The organism is Paraburkholderia sp. NPDC080076, from assembly GCF_050281145.1.
Taxonomy (GTDB): Bacteria; Pseudomonadota; Gammaproteobacteria; order Burkholderiales; family Burkholderiaceae; genus Paraburkholderia.
In genome coordinates this window covers 360893-378199 of record NZ_JBNNWQ010000005.1, presented here as the reverse complement: position 1 = coordinate 378199, position 17307 = coordinate 360893, and the positions used below count along the sequence as shown (strand labels likewise).

Here is a 17307-nt window from a genome sequence, read left to right as displayed (position 1 = left end):
GCGCCCGAACTATTGCCGCGCCGCCTGCGGCCCCCTACCGGCGCAAGCCCAGCCCGCGCCCCAGGCGAACCGCACCCGAGCCACGCCAGCGAATCAAAAATCAGGAAGAAGACGACGCCTTCCTCGGCATCCCAAATCCGCCCAGCAAAGCTGCCAACGGCTGCTTCGAAGCCGTCTTTTGCGGCGCAGAGGAAGCAGCGGCCTCCTCGATTTTACGAACCGAAGAAGGCGACGGCTCATAAGGCTTCAGGAAGAAATCATCCACGGGTTGAGCGCGATGATGATGCGGCCGGTCGAACGTACCCGACGACGCACCCGTGCGCCGGCGGCTGCCGCGGTCCTCACGGCCCTCGCTGCTGCGTTCACGACGCGGCGCGCGTTCTTCATGGTGATGCCGCACCGGCGCTTCCACCGTCAGGCGTTGCACGTCCAGAGGACGCTTGATGAGCTTCTCGATATCGGCAAGCTGCTTGCGCTCGTTCGGGCTGCACAGCGACAACGCATCGCCCGAAGCACCCGCGCGGCCGGTACGGCCGATCCGGTGCACGTAGTCTTCCGCGTTGAACGGCAGATCGAAGTTGATCACCGCAGGCAGTTCGGCGATATCCAGGCCGCGCGCGGCGACATCCGTCGCCACCAGCGCTTCGATCTCGCCGCGCTTGAACGCGTCGAGTGCCTGCATCCGCTCATTCTGCGTGCGGTCGCCGTGAATCGCGGTCGCGACCACGCCGTCGCGCTCGAGGCTGCGCGCCAGACGGCTCGCGCCGATCTTGCTGTTGCAGAACACGATCACCTGCTTGAGGCCGCGTTCGCGAATCAGTTGCACGACCGCGCCGGTCTTGTCGCCCTCGGCCACTTCGTACACGACCTGCGTCACGTTGGTCGCGGTGGAGTTGCTGCGCGCGACTTCGATGGTTTGCGGGTTGCGCAGATACGTGGCGGCAAGCTTCTTGATTTCGCCTGAGAACGTGGCCGAAAACAGCAGCGTCTGACGTTCTTTCGGCAGCAGGTTCAGGATGCGCTGCAGATCCGGCAGGAAGCCCATGTCGAGCATCCGGTCGGCTTCGTCGAGCACGAGAATCTGCACCTGGCCGAGATTGGCCGTTTTCTGTTGCACGTGATCGAGCAGACGGCCCGGCGTGGCGATCAGAATCTCGACGCCGCGGCGCAGTTGCTCGGATTGCGGATTCATATCCACGCCGCCGAACACCACGGCGCTGCGCAGCGCCGTGTGCTTCGCATACGCCTGCACGTTCGCGGCGACCTGGTCGGCCAGTTCGCGAGTCGGCGTGAGGATCAGCGCGCGCACCGGATGGCGGGCGGGCGAAGCGCTCGTGCTCGCCTGCGGCAACAGACGCTGGATGATCGGCAGCGAGAAGCTCGCGGTCTTGCCGGTGCCGGTTTGGGCGGCGCCCATCATGTCACGGCCGGCCAGCACGACAGGGATCGCCTGCTCCTGGATCGGCGTAGGGATGGTGTAGCCCGACTCTTTGACGGCTTTCAGAATGTCGGGCGCGAGGCCGAATTGATCAAAAGTCGCAGTGCTGGGCGTGACGGCTGTGTCGGACATGGTGGCTTTCGCTAAAAACGCTTGGCGCGTACGCGCGGCAGCGGTCGGAACCGCAGAGGGCATTGTGATGAAGGCGGAGCCACGGCGTTCCGCACGGGACCCGTCAATATTGCGGGAAAAAATGCGGCCGGCTCCGGCCGGCGGAAACACCCGCCGGAAAGGCCGGTATTGTAGCACTTCAGCAAAAACACTCATGGCGCATGCGCCGGCTTTCTGCTTACGGCGGAGAAAGCCGGGTGCCGACAGACTGCGCACCCGCCGGCGAATCGCGGCAAAGCACCGGCGCGCCTCGCTCGCAGCGTAGTTGGTGGAGACGACAGTTGCGTGACAGCGAGCTGGTTCGGGGCCGCGGCGATCGGCGGGCGATGCCGCGTCCGGCCGTGCGGGCGGCCCCGATGCCCCTCAGCCGTCACGCCGTCACGCCGTCACGCCGTCACGCCGTCACGCCGCCAAATCGTCTCACCACGTCTCGCGCATCACCATCAACCGGATCTCGGTCATGTCCTCGATCGCGTAGCGCACGCCTTCACGCCCCAGCCCGGAATCCTTCACGCCGCCATACGGCATGTTGTCGACCCGGAACGACGGCACGTCGTTGATCACCACGCCGCCCACGTCGAGTTCATCCCACGCGCGATGCGCGTGCGCGAGCGAATCCGTGAACACGCCGGCTTGCAGGCCGAAGTCGCTGTCGTTGACGGTCGCGAGCGCGGCGCCGAAATCGTCGAAGCGCTCCAGAATCGCCACCGGCCCGAAGGCTTCCTTGCGATACAGATCCGTGTCGCGTTTCACGCCTTCGAGCAACGTAGCCTCGAACATCGCGCCGTCGACCTTGCCGCCAGCGACGATTTTCGCGCCGGCCTGCACCGCGCTTTCCATCCAGCCGGCGAGGCGCTTGGACTCCGATTCGGAGATCATCGGGCCGACAAAGGTCTTTTCGTCTTTCGGATCGCCCATCACCAGCGACTTCGTCTTGGCGATCAGCTTCTCGCGCAGCGCATCATAAACCTTCGCGTGGACCAGAATCCGCTGCACACCGATGCAGCTCTGCCCCGACTGATAGAACGCGCCGAACGCCAGCCGATCGACCACGTAGTCGAACTTCTCGCCCTGATCGCCGTCGACGATCGCGGCCGCGTTGCCGCCCAACTCCAGAATCACCTTCTTCTTGCCGGCTTTCTTTTTCAGCTCCCAACCTACCGCGGGCGAGCCGGTGAAGGACAGCAATTTGAAGCGCTCGTCGGTGGTAAATAGATCGGCGCCGTCGCGATGCGCGGGAAGAATCGAGAATGCGCCCTTCGGCAAATCGGTTTCCGCCAGAATCTCGCCCATGATGAGCGCGCCGACCGGCGTGCGGCTCGCCGGCTTCAAGACGAACGGCACGCCCGCCGCGATGGCCGGCGCGACCTTGTGCGCGGTCAGGTTCAGCGGAAAGTTGAACGGCGAAATAAACGAACACGGTCCGATCGGCACACGCTTCACATAGCCGTGATAGCCCTTGGCGCGCGGCGAAATTTCCAGATTGACGATCTCGCCGTCGATGCGCACCGACTCCTCCGCGGCCACCTTGAACGTGTCGATCAGACGCGTGACCTCGCCTTTCGAGTCGTTGATCGGCTTGCCGGCTTCGATGCACAGCGCGAGCGCCAGTTCGTCGTAGCGCTCGCGAAAGCGCTTCACGCAATGTTCGAGCACCGCCTGACGCTTGAACGGGGGAAAGACGCGCATGGCGGGCATGGCATCGACGGCATGGCCGATCGCTTTGTCGATCGCGGTGGCGTCGGCCATCGCGACGCGGGTGGCGACTTCGCCGCTGAATTTATCGGTGACTTCGAGATCGGTGTTGGCGGCCACCGCAACGTTCGCCAGGTAGTACGGGTAAGTCTTTTGCAACATGACGCGTCTCCTTGATCCAATGCGTGACAAGTTCACAATTGCGCCGAAAGCCGCTTGATCTCGCGATTCAGCACGCGCTCATTGTCCGAATAGTCGATCGGCAGATCGATCACATGCACGCCGGGCGTCGCGAAACATTCGCGCAGCAAGGGCGCGAATTCCGTCGCCGATTCGATGCGGTGTCCCTTCGCCCCGTAGCTCTCTGCATACGCCACGAAATCCGGGTTGCTCAGCGTCATGCCGTAGTCCGGGAAGTTCATGTTTTCCTGCTTCCAGCGGATCATGCCGAACGCGTCGTCGCGCACGATCAGGATCACCAGATCCAGCTTCAGACGCACCGCCGTTTCCAGTTCCTGCGAATTCATCATGAAGCCGCCGTCGCCGCACACGGCCATGACTTTGCGGTCCGGGTGCACGATCTTGGTGGCGATCGCGGACGGCAGGCCCGCGCCCATCGACGCCAACGCATTGTCGAGCAGCAGCGAATTCGGTTCGTGCGCGCGGTAGTAGCGGGCGAACCAGATCTTGTACATGCCGTTGTCCAGACACACGATGCCGTCCACCGGCGTGGTCTCGTACACGTCGTTGACGACGCGCACCGGATACATAGGAAAGCGGTCGTCGTGCTGGCCTTTGGCCAGATGCGCCTCGAAGTGCTCCTTGATCTCTTTGAAGCGCGTGAAGTCCCAATGCTTCTGGCGCTCCTTGAGACTTTCCTTGAGTTGCCACACGGCGTTGGCGATGTCGCCAACCACTTCGATCTGCGGGAAGTACACCGTATCCACTTCCGCGCCGAGGAAGTTGACGTGAATCACCGTTTTCTCGCCGGCGTCGCCGCTGCGCATGAAAAACGGCGGCTTCTCGATCACGTCGTGGCCGACGTTGATGATGCAGTCGGCGTGGTCGATCGCGCGGTGCACGAAGTCGCCGTCCGACAGCGTCGCATTGCCGAGCCACATGGGATGCGATTCGTCGATCACGCCTTTGCCCATCTGCGTCGTGAAGAACGGAATGCCGATCTGGTCGACGAACTCGCGCAGCATCTTGGTGGTGGTCTTGCGGTTGCCGCCCGCGCCGATCATCAAGAGCGGATGCTTCGCGCTGGTGATCGCCTCGACTGCGCGCGCCACGGCTTTTTCCTCGGCCACGGGACGGCGGCTGAAGCTTTTCGGAATCGGCTTGCCATCGCCCTCTTCATGCGCGACGTCTTCGGGCAATTCGAGGTGCGTGGCGCCGGGCCGTTCTTCTTCCGCCTGACGGACCGCCTCGCGCACCGCTGCCGGAATATTGGCAACCGATACGATCTGCCGCGTGTATTTGGTGAGCGGCTCCATCATGCGCACCACGTCGACGATCTGGAAATGCCCCTGCTTGCTCGACTTGATCGGCTTTTGCCCGGTGACCATCAGCATCGGCATGCCGCCGAGCTGCGCATACGCCGCGGCGGTCACGAAGTTGGTCGCGCCCGGCCCGAGGGTGGCCAGACACACGCCGGTGCGGCCGGTGAGACGGCCATATGTGGCGGCCATGAAACCGGCCGCCTGTTCGTGGCGCGTGAGAATCAGACGGATTTTCGAGCGGCGCAGCGATTCGAGCAGATCGAGATTTTCTTCACCGGGAATGCCGAACACGTACTCGACACCTTCGGCTTCCAGCGATTTGACGAACAGGTCCGATGCTTTCATTGAGGGTCTCGCTTGATGATACGGACGCGGGCCGTGACTCCATTGCTGGAGCCCGGAAACGGACGATCGAAAACGACCCCGGCCACGCCGACAGTGCCTGGGATGGCACGGATGGCATGACGCGGTGGCACGGCGGCAAATGCCATGCGGGACAGCTTACTACTCGAATGGAAACGGCGTGCGCCGGCGGACAATGCGGCGAATCGGAAGGCGATGAGACAAGCGGCGGCATGGAAAGGGAAAGCCGCCGCATCGCGCTCAGCGATTGATGGTGATGCAGTCGGAGAGCATGGGTGGCGCGTTTTCGCCGGCCATTGCGTCATACAGGTCGGCGCGCGGCCCCTTGGTCCACCATGTGTAGCTGCCGGCCTGATACTTCGCGCCCGACGCCGACAGCGTATTGACGAACAGCAGTTGCTTGCCCTTCACCGGCACGAGGGCGAAGCTTTGCCCGTTCGCCGTGTTCCAGTAAGTGACATGCAGAATCTTGCCGGTCGCGCAGGTGTATTTGTGCGTCTGACGGTTTTTTGCCTGAATCTCCGAGAACTGCAACGGCGCGGCCCACGCATGGCCGTACAGCGCCGCGAGACCCGCCGCCGTGGTGACTGTAACAAGCCATTTCTTCATGAGATGCCTCGATCGTTGCGGCAAATCGAACACGGGCGGCGCGCCGCACGTTGCGCCTCTGGAACTGCGGCTGAAACGCGGACGACGGGCCGGTTATGGGTCGATCACGTCGGCGCACGCGTCGGTCGGCGCGGCGGCCACATGCCCGACCACCGGCACGATCTTCAACCCTGCGGACGCGATCCGGCATGGCGCAGCCGCGAGGCCGCAGCCCGTCAACCCGGCGCACAGCGTGAGCAGCACGCCGAGTGCGCCGAGGCGGCCAGTCCAACCGCGCCGCGTGTTGTTGCGCAATTCCAGCGCCATACGTACCTCGACTCCGATGGGCTCGACGAGCCCAATCATTCAGATTGCGCGCGGCGATGGATGCCGGGCACGCGGGTCGGGCGAGTCACGGCGAATTGCTTCAGCTGCAGCAGTTCGCCGAGCACCGCGCCGTCGCTTACTTCGCCGACACCGGCCGCACCGCTGCCGCGGCCTGCTTCGCGCGCGAACGTGCTTCGTCGGTGTTCTCGCCGGTGGCGAGCGCCACGCCCATGCGGCGCTTGACGAAACTCTCCGGCTTGCCGAACAGACGCAGGTCCGCGTTCGGCACCGCCAACGCCGCGGCGACGCCTTCGAACGCAATGCCGGTCTCGTCGAGCCCGCCGTAAATCACCGCCGACGCGCCCGGCGCCCGCAGCGACGTGTCCACCGGCAAACCGAGGATTGCGCGCGCGTGCAGTTCGAATTCCGAAAAGCGCTGCGAGCACAGCGTGACGAGCCCCGTATCGTGCGGACGCGGACTCACTTCCGAAAACCATACGTCATCGCCGCGCACGAAAAGTTCCACGCCGAAGAGACCCCGGCCGCCGAGCGCGGCCGTCACCTTGTGCGCGACTTCGCGCGAACGTTCGAGCGCGAGCGGGCTCATGGGCTGCGGCTGCCACGATTCGACGTAGTCGCCCGCCACCTGCACGTGGCCGATCGGGTCGCAGAAATAGGTGCTGACTTCGCCGCTCGCCGGGTCGATGGCGCGCACGGTCAATTGCGTGATTTCGTATTCGAAGTCGATAAACCCTTCGACGATCACGCGGCCATGATTCACCCGGCCGCCGGCCATCGCGTATTGCCATGCGGGTTCGACGTCGGCGTCGCTGCGGAGCACCGACTGCCCCTTGCCCGACGACGACATGACCGGCTTCACCACGCACGGATAGCCGACTTTGGCGATGCCCGCGCGCAGTTCGTCGAGCGAATCGGCGAACGCGTACGGCGAGGTCGGCAAGCCGAGTTCCTCAGCGGCGAGACGGCGGATGCCTTCGCGGTTCATGGTGAGCTGCGTGGCGCGCGCGGTCGGGATCACTTCGGCGAGACCGTCGCTTTCAATGGCGGCGAGCGCGTCGGTTGCGATCGCTTCGATCTCGGGGACGATCAGATGCGGCCGCTCCTGTTCGACCAGCGCGCGCAACGCCCCGCGGTCGGTCATGTCGATCACGTGCGCGCGGTGCGCCACCTGGTGGCCCGGCGCATTCGGATAACGGTCGACGGCGATCACTTCGACACCCAGCCGCTGCAGCGCGATGATCACTTCCTTGCCGAGCTCGCCGGCGCCGAGCAGCATGACACGCGTGGCGGATTCAGAAAGGGGCGTGCCGATCCGTTGGCCGATCTGCATGAGGTCTCCAGATAAAAGTCGGATGAGGGTGGGATTGAGTAGAACACGATGTTAACATGCGGGCCCCTCGCCGCGCCTTGCTCGCGGCGGCCGCATCCTGATCTGCGCGTGAAGGGCAACGGCGGAGCACGACGGCGGCGCGCAAGGGCGCCGCGGCGCACCGAATAAGCGCTCCGCCCGCCAATGCTCTCGCGTGCGGCAAGCTTAGTGCGTTACCCTTACGCCTTCGCCAGTTTGAAGAGGAACGACGCCATGCTCCAAAGCTCCTCCGCGCGACGTGTTGCGCGCTTCACCCCGTATCTGCGCACCGCCCTCGCCGCGTTGAGCGTCGCCGCGCTGTTGAGCGCCTGTGCGATCCCGAAACATCCCGACTCGGAAGCCGCCGCGCCCGATCCATTCAATCCCGCCGCCGCGCAACTGCTCGACGACACCAGCTGGGTGCTGAGCGCCTGGAAACAGGCCGACGGCACGGCACGCGCGATTCCGGCCGCGGACCAGGACGCGCCGATCACGCTCACGCTCTCCACCTCGACCGGCCAGCGCCATGCCAGCGGCTTTTCCGGCTGCAACCGCTACATGGGCTCGTACGCGCTGAAAGACGGCAAGCTGAGCTTCGGCACGCTGGGCGGCACGCGCATGGCGTGCATGACGCCCGGCGGACAGATCGAAGGCGCGTATCTCAATGCGCTGACGCACATCGACCGCACCGGCGTGCAGATGCGCGCGCCACAGCAAATGCAACTGGTGCTCGACAACGGCGACACGCTGACCTTCGACCGCAGCACGAAATGAACGAGTCGCGGATCGTCCGGTCGATGCTCGAGGTCGCTGATGAGCGAACCGGACCGCGGAGCGGAGCGCCTCGATCGGGACGGGCCACATGACCGATGAAGGCTGTCCCGACAGCCGTTGTTTTTCACCGACGGCGGGCCGCGCGCCGGTCTGCTTTCCAATTGACGCAAGCATACTTGCGTCTGCCTTCGAAGCATCGGGCTTCGCCGGTTTAAACTCGACGGATTGCGTTTTTGCGCGTCCGTCATTCGTTGATGTCTAGTATGCACACGGTAGTTTTCGGCTGGTTCGGCGGGTCAGCCGTCTGGTTCATTCCTCTTTTGTGGCGTCTCGTGAAGTCTGCACTGCCGGGCGGCGCGGGTCTGCGCGGCCCCGGCACGATCCGGCTGTGGCTCGGCTTCGTCTGCGTGCTGGTGGCGAGCTGCACGCTCGAGGCGTCGCTGATCGGCGTGACCGGCGTGAATGGCTTCGGCCATGCGCTGGCTGCGGGATTCGGCCATCTGCTCGGGCATATCGGCACGCCCCTGGCGGCGCTCGCGCTGCTTTTCATCAGCCTGCCGTGGCTGATCGACTTCCGCTGGCGCGACTTCGCCGCCTGGGCCGACGGCGCGTTCGGCCTCGGCCTGTCGCGCGGCCTCGCCAAACGCGACGAGGAAGCGCGCCGTCATCGCAGCGTCGATGATGGTTTGCCGTCGCATGTTTCGCCGGCCACCAATACGATGGCGCCTAAAACCAATGGCCGTTATGCGCGCCCGACGGTCTGGCGTCCGCCGGCGCGTGGACGCGACGCGGCTGCGGCCGGCGCCGCGGCGAGTGCGGCGGGTAAGGATGCGGCGGCGCGTGGCGCTGCGGCGAGCTGGCGTGCTGGCGCGGCCACGCCGCGCCGTCAGGCAATACAGGCTGAGCCGGTGCTGCGCACGGGGGCCGCGACGACACCGCCGCGACAAGTGCCGATGCAGACGCAACCACTTAAAGCGGACAAGGCGGCATGGATGCCGGCAGAGCCGGTCGCGCCGGCTGGGTGGTTGCGCGAGTCTGGGCCGCGCGCCGCTGCGCCGGGTGCGTCGGGTGCATCCGGTGCGGCGGCTCGCGATGGGGCGTCGCAGATTGGACGTCGCTCGGCTGGTGAACAACGGCCGGCGGGATCTTTGGGGGGCGGCGCGGGTTTGGCTGCGGGTGCTGCCTTTGCTCCGGCTGCGGCGGGTGCGGCGGGTGCGGCAGCTAAAGTGGCTCAAGGGGCTCAAGTGGCGGCGCACACGACAGCGACGACACGTGTCGTGTCCGGCGGCGCAGGCTCCCATGCGACCGTAGGTTCCGCAGGAAATGCAACGACCGGTGCGGGTCGTCCTGCGACGACGGCTCAAGGTGCGGCGGCCCCGGCGGCTCCAGTCAGTCGCGCGCCGGCGCCCCGGCAAGGTTTCTCGCCTGCCCCGCATTCCAACGATGTCACGCCGACGCCGGCCACGCGCCGTCCGCCGCCGAGCTACACACGGCCGATGCCGGCGACGCAGAAAGTTACGCCACCCGCCAGCGTCCAGGAGACGCTACGCAGCATCGCGGAAAACGCCGCTCGCTGGACCGACATTGCGGGCGTCAGCCTCGCGCGCAGCACCGGCACGGAAAACGCAAAGGTTACGAGCGCGTCGAACGCCGCACCGTCGTTCGAGGCTGAGCGGTCGAGTGTGGATGTGCCGCGAGCGAATGCGGTTGAACCGGCTTTGCCGCCGGATGAGAACGTGCCTTCGCTGGGTGTTACCGGCAATGCTAATGCTGCGGCTGATCACGCAATAGAAACGCCGACCGATGCGCCGCGCATGGAAGCCGCGTTCGAAGTGCCGCCCGAAGTCAGCCACGAGCCCGTCGTGCAGTGGCCGATCGAGCCGCCGATTATTCAAGCTCCGTTGACGGCGGCGCCGGTGGTCGCGCCTGCACCTGCGCCTGCGCCTGCGTCGCAGTATGTGCCGCCGGTCGCCACGCCGACGCCGTTCCAGGTTTTTGCCGCGCAGTTGCAAGCTAGCGAAGCGACCGAGGATGAATCGCCGTGCGAAGACGATTCGATGGCATCGACAACTCACACCGACAGTCACGCGAGCCCGAGCGTTGAAACCGCGCAGACGCTCAGCAAGTCTGCGGACCATTCGGAAGTCGCCACACCGAAAGTCACCGGGCAGACGACTGCGCCGGCAATCACCGAACATTCGAAAGAAGCCGCACCGTTTGTCGAACCGCAACCCGCCGCGCCTGCTCCGGTTGCTGAAGCCGTGATCGATAAAACGCTCGCGCCTTGGGAAGCCGAACTCGATGCGGTCCTAGCGCAACACGCGGCTTCGTCATCGAGTGCGCCGGCTGTCGGCAGCGTCGTTGTGTCGAGCGGGGCAGTGCCGGCGCGTGACGCCACGCCATCGCCGAGTATCGCGCGCCAAAGCGAATTCGCCACGCCGATCGAAACGGAAACGGTGGACTCCCCTGGCCTCTCGGACGCACTTGAAGCATCGGACTCGTCGGTCACCACGCACGCTGCAAACATAACCGCCGCAGTAACGCCGCAAAACTTCACGCCGCGCTCTTCGGAGTCATCGGCCACCGCACACGCGGCGAACATAACCACGGCAGCGGCGCCGCAAAGCATCACACCGCATGCTTCGGACTCGTCGACCACCGCACACGCGGCGAACATAACCACGGCAGCGGCGCCGCAAAGCATCACATCGCACGCTTCGGACTCGTCCGCCCCCGCGCAAGCTACAAACATAACCACCGCAGCACCGCCGCAACCCATCGCGCCGCAAGCATCGAACGTAGTCCGCTTTCCGGGCTTTGTGGTTCAGGCCACGCCCATGGCATCCGACGTCATCGCCGACGCACCCTTCGCCGTCGAAGACCGCACCAACGAAGCCGCCATCCCTCCGCTAGCACCGCCAACGCCGGCAACATCGGCAACATCGGCACCGCTCGCCGCACCGTACGCAACCGCAGTCCCATCCACGGAGCCCACGGAAGCCACGGAGCCCACCGAACCCACCGCCCAACCACGCCCACCCCTGCGCGGCCACAGCCCCACTAACGGCTTCGAGTTCCACGCGCCCGCGGCATCGATGGTCGAACTGCCTACGCTCGACCTGCTCGCGCCCGCGGACATCGACGTCGAACCGGTCTCCGAAGAAAAGCTCATCGAAACCGGCCTGCTGATCGAACAACGTCTGCAGGAATTCAAGGTGCCGGTCACCGTCGTCGGTGCGTCGGCCGGACCGGTCATCACACGCTTCGAAGTCGAGCCGGCGCTCGGCGTGCGCGGCAGTCAGATCGTCGGCTTGATGAAGGATCTGTCGCGCGGCCTCGGCCTCACGTCCATCCGCGTGGTCGAGACGATTCCGGGCAAGACCTGCATGGGCCTCGAATTGCCGAACGCCAAGCGCCAGACCATCCGCCTGTCCGAGATCCTCGAAGCCAGCGTCTATCAGAACTCGCATTCGCAGTTGACGCTCGCCATGGGCAAGGACATCACCGGCCATCCGGTGGTCGCCGATCTGGCCAAGGCACCGCACATGCTGGTCGCCGGCACGACCGGTTCGGGCAAGTCGGTGGCGATCAACGCGATGATCTGCTCGCTGCTCTACAAGGCGACACCCGAAGAAGTCCGCCTCATCATGATCGACCCGAAGATGCTCGAGCTATCGGTCTACGAAGGCATTCCGCATCTGCTCGCGCCGGTCGTCACCGACATGAAGCTCGCCGCCAACGCGCTGAACTGGTGCGTCGGCGAAATGGAAAAGCGCTATCGCCTGATGTCGGCGGTCGGGGTGCGCAACCTGGCCGGCTTCAACCAGAAAATCCGCGACACCGAAGCCAAGGGCAAGAAGCTCGGCAACCCGTTCTCGCTGACGCCGGAAGCGCCCGAACCGCTCGCGCCGCTGCCGCTGATCGTGGTCGTGATCGACGAACTCGCCGACCTGATGATGGTGGCGGGCAAGAAGATCGAAGAACTGATCGCGCGCCTCGCGCAGAAGGCGCGCGCCGCCGGCATCCATTTGATTCTGGCGACGCAGCGTCCTTCGGTGGACGTGATCACCGGCCTCATCAAGGCGAACATTCCGACCCGCGTGGCGTTCCAGGTGTCGTCGAAGATCGACTCGCGCACGATTCTCGATCAGATGGGCGCTGAGTCGCTGCTCGGCCAGGGCGACATGCTGTTCCTGCCGCCCGGCACGGGCTATCCGCAACGGGTGCACGGCGCGTTCGTCGCCGACGAGGAAGTGCACCGGATCGTCGAGTATCTGAAGCAGTTCGGCGAGCCGCAGTACGAGGAAGGCATTCTCGACGGCCCGGCCACCGACGGCGGCGCGGCGCAGGATCTGTTCGGCGAATCGCCGGATGCGGAAGCCGATCCGCTCTACGACGAAGCCGTCGCTTTCGTGGTGCGCACGCGGCGCGCGTCGATCTCGTCGGTGCAGCGGCAGTTGCGCATCGGTTATAACCGCGCGGCGCGTCTGGTCGAGCAGATGGAAACGGCAGGCCTCGTGTCGGCTATGGGCATCAACGGAAGCCGCGAAGTGCTCGCGCCTGGGCCGGCGGAATAAGCAACTATTGCTGGCCACCGCCAGTGCGAAACCACCCACCGCAAGAAAATGGGCCGCTTGAAAAAGCGGCCCATTTTTCATCCGGTGCGCGCCGTCACATCACGCGCTTCGCCCACACTTACGACGGCGAGACCAGCTTGAAATCCACCGGCGAGCCGAGTTCGAAACGCTTGGGATTCGCGTCGAGCATACCGCTCTGCTGATTGCGCTTGAACACGTACACGGTATCGCTGTTCTGATTGCCGACAATCAGCCAGTTGCCGGTCGGGTCGATTGCGAATTCACGCGGCGACTTGCCCATGCTGGATTGATGACCGATCTTCTTCAGGTGCCCGTTGGTCGGGTCGACCGAAAAGATCACGATGTCGTTCGCGTCGCCGCGATTGGTGGCATACAGAAAGCGCCCGTCCGGCGACAGATGAATGGCCGCCGCGCCCACCGCGCCCTTGAAGCCCGGCTCGGTCAGCGAAAGCGTTTGCACCTGGGTGAGCTTGCCATCGTTGTAATTGAACGTGCTGACCGTGGCCGCCATTTCGCTCGTCAGATACGCGTGTTTGCCATCGGCGCCGAACACCAGATGGCGCGGACCCGAGCCGGCTTTCTCCTGGTTGTAGCGCCAGTCGGTCGGGCCGAACAGCCCGCGGCTGCCGTCAGGCGTGTAGCGATACGAGTACAGCTTGTCCGCGCCGAGATCCTGCGCGAACAGATAGTGGCCGTCCGGCGAGAACACGGTGGAGTGAACGTGCGAGTTGTCCTGGCGGCCCTTCACCGGACCGCCGCCTTCGTGATGCACCGTGAGCACCGACGGGCCGACCTGACCATCGGCCTGCAACGGGAACACCGCGAAGCTGCCGCCCGGATCGGCGGCCACCGAGTAGTTCGCGGTCAGCAAATACTTGCCGTCCGGCGACAGGCTCAGATAGCACGGATCATTGCCGTCCGAAGACACCTTGTTGAGGAACGTCAGCTGGCCGCTCGCGGCGTCGAAACGAAACGCGCTGATGCCGCCGCGCTGCGTGGCCGGGCCGTTATCGCCGGGCATTTCGTTGACCGCGTAGACGAAGCGGCGATCGCGGCTCACCACGAGGTAGGACGGGTTGACCGTCTGCGCGACCGAGACGCGCGTCGCTTCGCCCGTCCTGGTGTCGAAGCGATAGACATACAGGCCTTCGCTCTTCGGGCCGGTATAGGTGCCGACCACCATGTCATAGACGCCGTCGGCGGGGGCCGGGCCGGAATCTTGCGCAAACGCCTGCGTAGCAACAATCGAGACCATGAGCACGAAACCTTTTATTATCGAACGGGCGGAGCGCAATGGAGCAGGGTGCGCCGCGCGCCATGAGGTGGAAGCAGCAGCAGAAGGCAAGCGGGAATCTGCAACGGCAGGCATCGCGGCCCGGTGACGACGAAGCATATGACCTCCTCTACATCGGTTATTTGGTTGATTCGGTTGTCATGGTGTCTCTGGTCTGCCGCGCAATCGTTCGAGCGTTGTTCTTATCGAAAGAAGTATAAAAGCGTTGTGTCGGATCATGCAGCGAATCCGGTGACCGCTATCCGGTCAGGCGGCAATCGGCAGCATGAGTGGCAATTGTCCCGCCTGACGGGGCGTTTTTTCAATCGCGTCTCACACTACGGAGTCTTCATGAACGTCACACTCAGCCTGGGCCCGCTGGTTTCGTTGATCGCCGGTATTCTGATTCTTGTCATGCCGCGCCTGTTGAACTACATCGTCGCGCTCTATCTGATCATCATCGGCATCATTGGGATCTTCGGCGTGGGGTCGTCGCACTTCTGAGCGGCGGCGGCAATCGGCTACGCAAGCACGGGACGCACGACCGGGCGCAGCGCCGGCCCGGCGGCGCCTCGCGTCGAGGCAGGACATAAGACGTGCGCAAGCGTCACGCGCCAATGGCCGTGAAGCTCGAGGCAAGCAATAAAACCGGATGGCACGGCGAAGCGGCGTAGGCTCGCCCGAAGCACGGTGAGTGTGCGGTCAGTGCGGTGCAGCAACCATCCGGAGTGCGCGAAGCGCTGTCAGTCAGCCGTTCGAAAGCTGGTCGAGACGCAAGCGTCCCTGCAGCGAGAGAGCGCCAACGGCATAATGGCCATCGCCTTCCTTATAGCGCCGGAAGCAGGCCCGTTCGACCAGAAAGGCGGCGGCGGTCAGCATGCCGTTGCGGCTTAGCCCTAGCCGGCCATAATCGAGCGGTAACATCGAATCGTCGGCAAGTTCGCTGGCGGCCGAGAGAATCGTGATGCAATCGGATTTCGACGGGTTCAGCATAGCTTTGGTCCTCGGAAACGGCGTCTGTATGCGCCATGGGCGGGGCCGGTTCATAATCCGGAAAGCTCCGGGCGTCGGCTTGAAATCTGATTGTAGGCATTGATTTGACAATTACCAACCCGCGTTTCGCTGCATTGCATGATGAACCAAAGCGCATCGCGCAAGTCCGGTAACAACAACGACACCTCGATGACACCTTGCGCGGCGCCTCCTCGCCGCGCGCCATACTGACTCGCTCCCCATGCCCGCACTCATCGAAGACTATGCGCTCATCGGCGACGGCCACACGGCCGCGCTCGTTTCCCGCGAAGGTTCCGTCGACTGGCTCTGCTGGCCGCGCTTCGATTCCGGCGCCTGCTTCGCCGCCCTGCTCGGCACGCCCGAGAACGGCCGCTGGCTGATCTCGCCGGTCTCGGACACGCCGCCGACCATCACCCGCCGTTATCGCGGCGAAACGCTGATCCTCGAAACCGACTTCGAGACGCCCGAGGGCGCCGTCACGCTGATCGATTTCATGCCGCCGGGTAACGGCTGGTCGGAAATGGTGCGGCTCGTCGTCGGCAAACGCGGCACGGTGCGCATGAAGATGGAACTGGTGCTGCGTTTCGACTACGGCTTCTCGGTTCCGTGGGTCGACCGCCTGAAGCACGACAGCGGCATCAAGGCGATCGTCGGACCGGACACCGCCGTGTTGCGCACGCCGGTCGAGTTGCGTGGCGAAGACATGAAGACGGTCGCCGAATTCACCGTCAGCGAAGGCGCACGGGTGCCGTTCTCGCTCGCTTACTCGCCCTCGCATCTGCGCATTCCGCCGGCGCGCGATCCGCACACCTCGCTGGCGCGCACCGAGAATCACTGGCTCGAATGGTCGGCGCGCGGCACGGTCGAAGGGCGCTGGGCCGAGCCGATCCGCCGTTCGCTGATCACGCTGAAGGCGCTCGCTTACGAACCGACCGGCGGCATCGTCGCCGCGCCCACGACCTCGCTGCCGGAGCAGCTCGGCGGCATGCGCAACTGGGACTACCGCTACTGCTGGCTACGCGACGCCACGATCACACTGCTCGCGATGATGCGCGGCGGCTATTACGACGAAGCTCGCGCGTGGCGCACGTGGCTCGGCCGGGTGATGGCCGGTGCGCCGGACCAGTTGCAGATCATGTATGGCATCGCGGGCGAGCGGCGCTTGCCCGAATTCGAAATCGACTGGCTGCCGGGCTATCAGGACGCGAAACCGGTGCGGATCGGCAATAACGCGGTCGGCCAGCGCCAGCTCGACGTCTATGGCGAAGTGATGAATGCGCTGCATCTCGCGCGCGTCGGCGGCCTGCAGGCGGACGACACCGCGTGGAACGTGCAGTGCGCGTTGCTCAAGCACCTCGACACGATCTGGCAGGAACCCGACGAAGGCATCTGGGAAACGCGCGGCGGCCGCCAGCATTTCACCTTCTCGAAGGTGATGGCGTGGGTCGCCTACGACCGCGCCATCAAGTCGGCGGAAATGTTCAAGCTCGACGGCCCGCTCGACGAATGGCGCGCCACCCGCGCGCAAATCCACGCGGAAGTCTGCGAGAAGGCCTGGAATCCCGCGCTCAACGCGTTCTCGCAGTGCTACGGCACCGACCAGCTCGACGCGAGCGTGCTGCTGATGCCGCTGGTCGCGTTCCTGCCGCCGAACGATCCGCGCGTCAAAGGCACCGTGGCGGCGATCGAGCGGGACCTGATGCGCGACGGCTTCGTGATGCGCTATCGCACCACCGAATACGACGACGGCCTGCCGCCGGGGGAAGGCACGTTTCTCGCTTGCTCGTTCTGGATGGTGGACAACCTGGCGTTGCAAGGCCGCCTCGACGAAGCAATCGCGATGTACGAACGGCTGCTCGCGCTCTGCAACGATGTCGGTTTGCTCGCGGAAGAGTACGATCCGGCTGCGAAGCGCCTCGTGGGCAATTTCCCGCAGGCGTTTTCGCATGTGGCGCTCGTGCACACCGGCCTGAACCTGATGAAACACGAGCAGGCGATGGCGCAGGCGACCGGGCAACCGCCCCATGACGGCACCGGAGAACCAGAACTTGATGCTGCTGCAACCCCCGATAGCGGCGCGGCAACATCGCCAGTAGCATGATTTAATGACAGTTTGCGTGATAGCCGCGCGCAAAATGCTGCATTGCACAAGTACGCTTTGTTCGATATGATCGACTAGACTGTCGGCCGAAAAA

14 protein-coding genes are annotated in these 17307 nt (G+C 64.7%); 6 read left to right on the top strand and 8 right to left on the bottom strand.

All coding sequences use genetic code 11. The annotated features are described in order from the left end of the window. Positions 1-100: 100 nt before the first annotated feature. From ACQKRQ_RS23280 to ACQKRQ_RS23270, 3 genes are all read right to left on the bottom strand, one after another. Positions 101-1570 carry a DEAD/DEAH box helicase gene (locus ACQKRQ_RS23280; protein WP_427479670.1) on the bottom strand — a complete coding sequence of 490 codons (1470 nt, stop codon included), beginning with the start codon at positions 1568-1570 and terminating at the stop codon, positions 101-103. Positions 1571-2029: 459 nt separating this feature from the next. Further along, positions 2030-3466: an aldehyde dehydrogenase family protein gene (locus ACQKRQ_RS23275; RefSeq protein WP_427479668.1), complete on the bottom strand. Its 1437-nt coding sequence runs from the start codon at positions 3464-3466 to the stop codon at positions 2030-2032. Between the two features lie 32 nt (positions 3467-3498). Further along, on the bottom strand, positions 3499-5151 hold the full coding sequence (locus tag ACQKRQ_RS23270) for an acetolactate synthase large subunit (RefSeq protein WP_408287299.1): 1653 nt from the start codon (positions 5149-5151) through the stop codon (positions 3499-3501). On the opposite strand from ACQKRQ_RS23270, the gene ACQKRQ_RS23265 reads away from it, so the two are divergent. After that, entirely contained in the window at positions 5142-5420 is a 279-nt protein-coding gene (locus tag ACQKRQ_RS23265; protein ID WP_427479666.1) for a hypothetical protein, read from the top strand. The genes ACQKRQ_RS23270 and ACQKRQ_RS23265 overlap by 10 nt on opposite strands. On the opposite strand, the gene ACQKRQ_RS23260 is transcribed toward ACQKRQ_RS23265, so the two are convergent. The 3 genes from ACQKRQ_RS23260 to purT form a co-directional block, all read right to left on the bottom strand. Beyond that, the gene (locus tag ACQKRQ_RS23260; protein ID WP_132375359.1) at positions 5410-5778 is read right to left on the bottom strand and encodes an MliC family protein; all 369 of its coding nucleotides are present in this window, start codon (positions 5776-5778) and stop codon (positions 5410-5412) included. The genes ACQKRQ_RS23265 and ACQKRQ_RS23260 overlap by 11 nt on opposite strands. 93 nt (positions 5779-5871) lie before the next feature. After that, positions 5872-6084, bottom strand: a complete 213-nt coding sequence (locus tag ACQKRQ_RS23255; RefSeq protein WP_132375361.1) for a DUF6726 family protein — start codon at positions 6082-6084, stop codon at positions 5872-5874. A gap of 136 nt (positions 6085-6220) precedes the next feature. Then, the gene (gene purT, locus ACQKRQ_RS23250; protein ID WP_427479663.1) at positions 6221-7435 is read right to left on the bottom strand and encodes a formate-dependent phosphoribosylglycinamide formyltransferase; all 1215 of its coding nucleotides are present in this window, start codon (positions 7433-7435) and stop codon (positions 6221-6223) included. A gap of 252 nt (positions 7436-7687) precedes the next feature. Between purT and ACQKRQ_RS23245 the strand changes: the two genes are divergently transcribed. Together ACQKRQ_RS23245 and ACQKRQ_RS23240 are read left to right on the top strand one after the other, a co-directional pair. Continuing rightward, complete coding sequence (locus ACQKRQ_RS23245; protein WP_132375365.1) at positions 7688-8227, top strand: META domain-containing protein; 540 nt, start codon at positions 7688-7690, stop codon at positions 8225-8227. A gap of 263 nt (positions 8228-8490) precedes the next feature. Continuing rightward, positions 8491-12804, top strand: coding sequence for a DNA translocase FtsK (locus ACQKRQ_RS23240; protein WP_427479662.1), 4314 nt, complete (start codon positions 8491-8493; stop codon positions 12802-12804). A 118-nt stretch (positions 12805-12922) separates the two neighbouring features. Here the strand turns inward: ACQKRQ_RS23240 and ACQKRQ_RS23235 are convergent, their stop codons facing one another. After that, complete coding sequence (locus ACQKRQ_RS23235) at positions 12923-14080, bottom strand: lactonase family protein (RefSeq protein WP_427479660.1); 1158 nt, start codon at positions 14078-14080, stop codon at positions 12923-12925. On the opposite strand from ACQKRQ_RS23235, the gene ACQKRQ_RS23230 reads away from it, so the two are divergent. Both ACQKRQ_RS23230 and ACQKRQ_RS23225 read left to right on the top strand, forming a co-directional pair. Next, positions 14079-14207, top strand: coding sequence for a hypothetical protein (locus tag ACQKRQ_RS23230; protein WP_342960555.1), 129 nt, complete (start codon positions 14079-14081; stop codon positions 14205-14207). The genes ACQKRQ_RS23235 and ACQKRQ_RS23230 overlap by 2 nt on opposite strands. 242 nt (positions 14208-14449) lie before the next feature. Then, positions 14450-14602, top strand: coding sequence for a DUF3096 domain-containing protein (locus tag ACQKRQ_RS23225; RefSeq protein WP_007175701.1), 153 nt, complete (start codon positions 14450-14452; stop codon positions 14600-14602). Between the two features lie 243 nt (positions 14603-14845). Here ACQKRQ_RS23225 and ACQKRQ_RS23220 read toward each other — a convergent pair whose 3' ends face one another. Further along, entirely contained in the window at positions 14846-15091 is a 246-nt protein-coding gene (locus ACQKRQ_RS23220; protein ID WP_132375371.1) for a hypothetical protein, read from the bottom strand. Between the two features lie 241 nt (positions 15092-15332). Here ACQKRQ_RS23220 and ACQKRQ_RS23215 point away from each other — a divergent pair, with 241 nt between their 5' ends. Then, positions 15333-17213, top strand: a complete 1881-nt coding sequence (locus tag ACQKRQ_RS23215) for a glycoside hydrolase family 15 protein (RefSeq protein WP_408315349.1) — start codon at positions 15333-15335, stop codon at positions 17211-17213. Positions 17214-17307 lie beyond the last annotated feature (94 nt).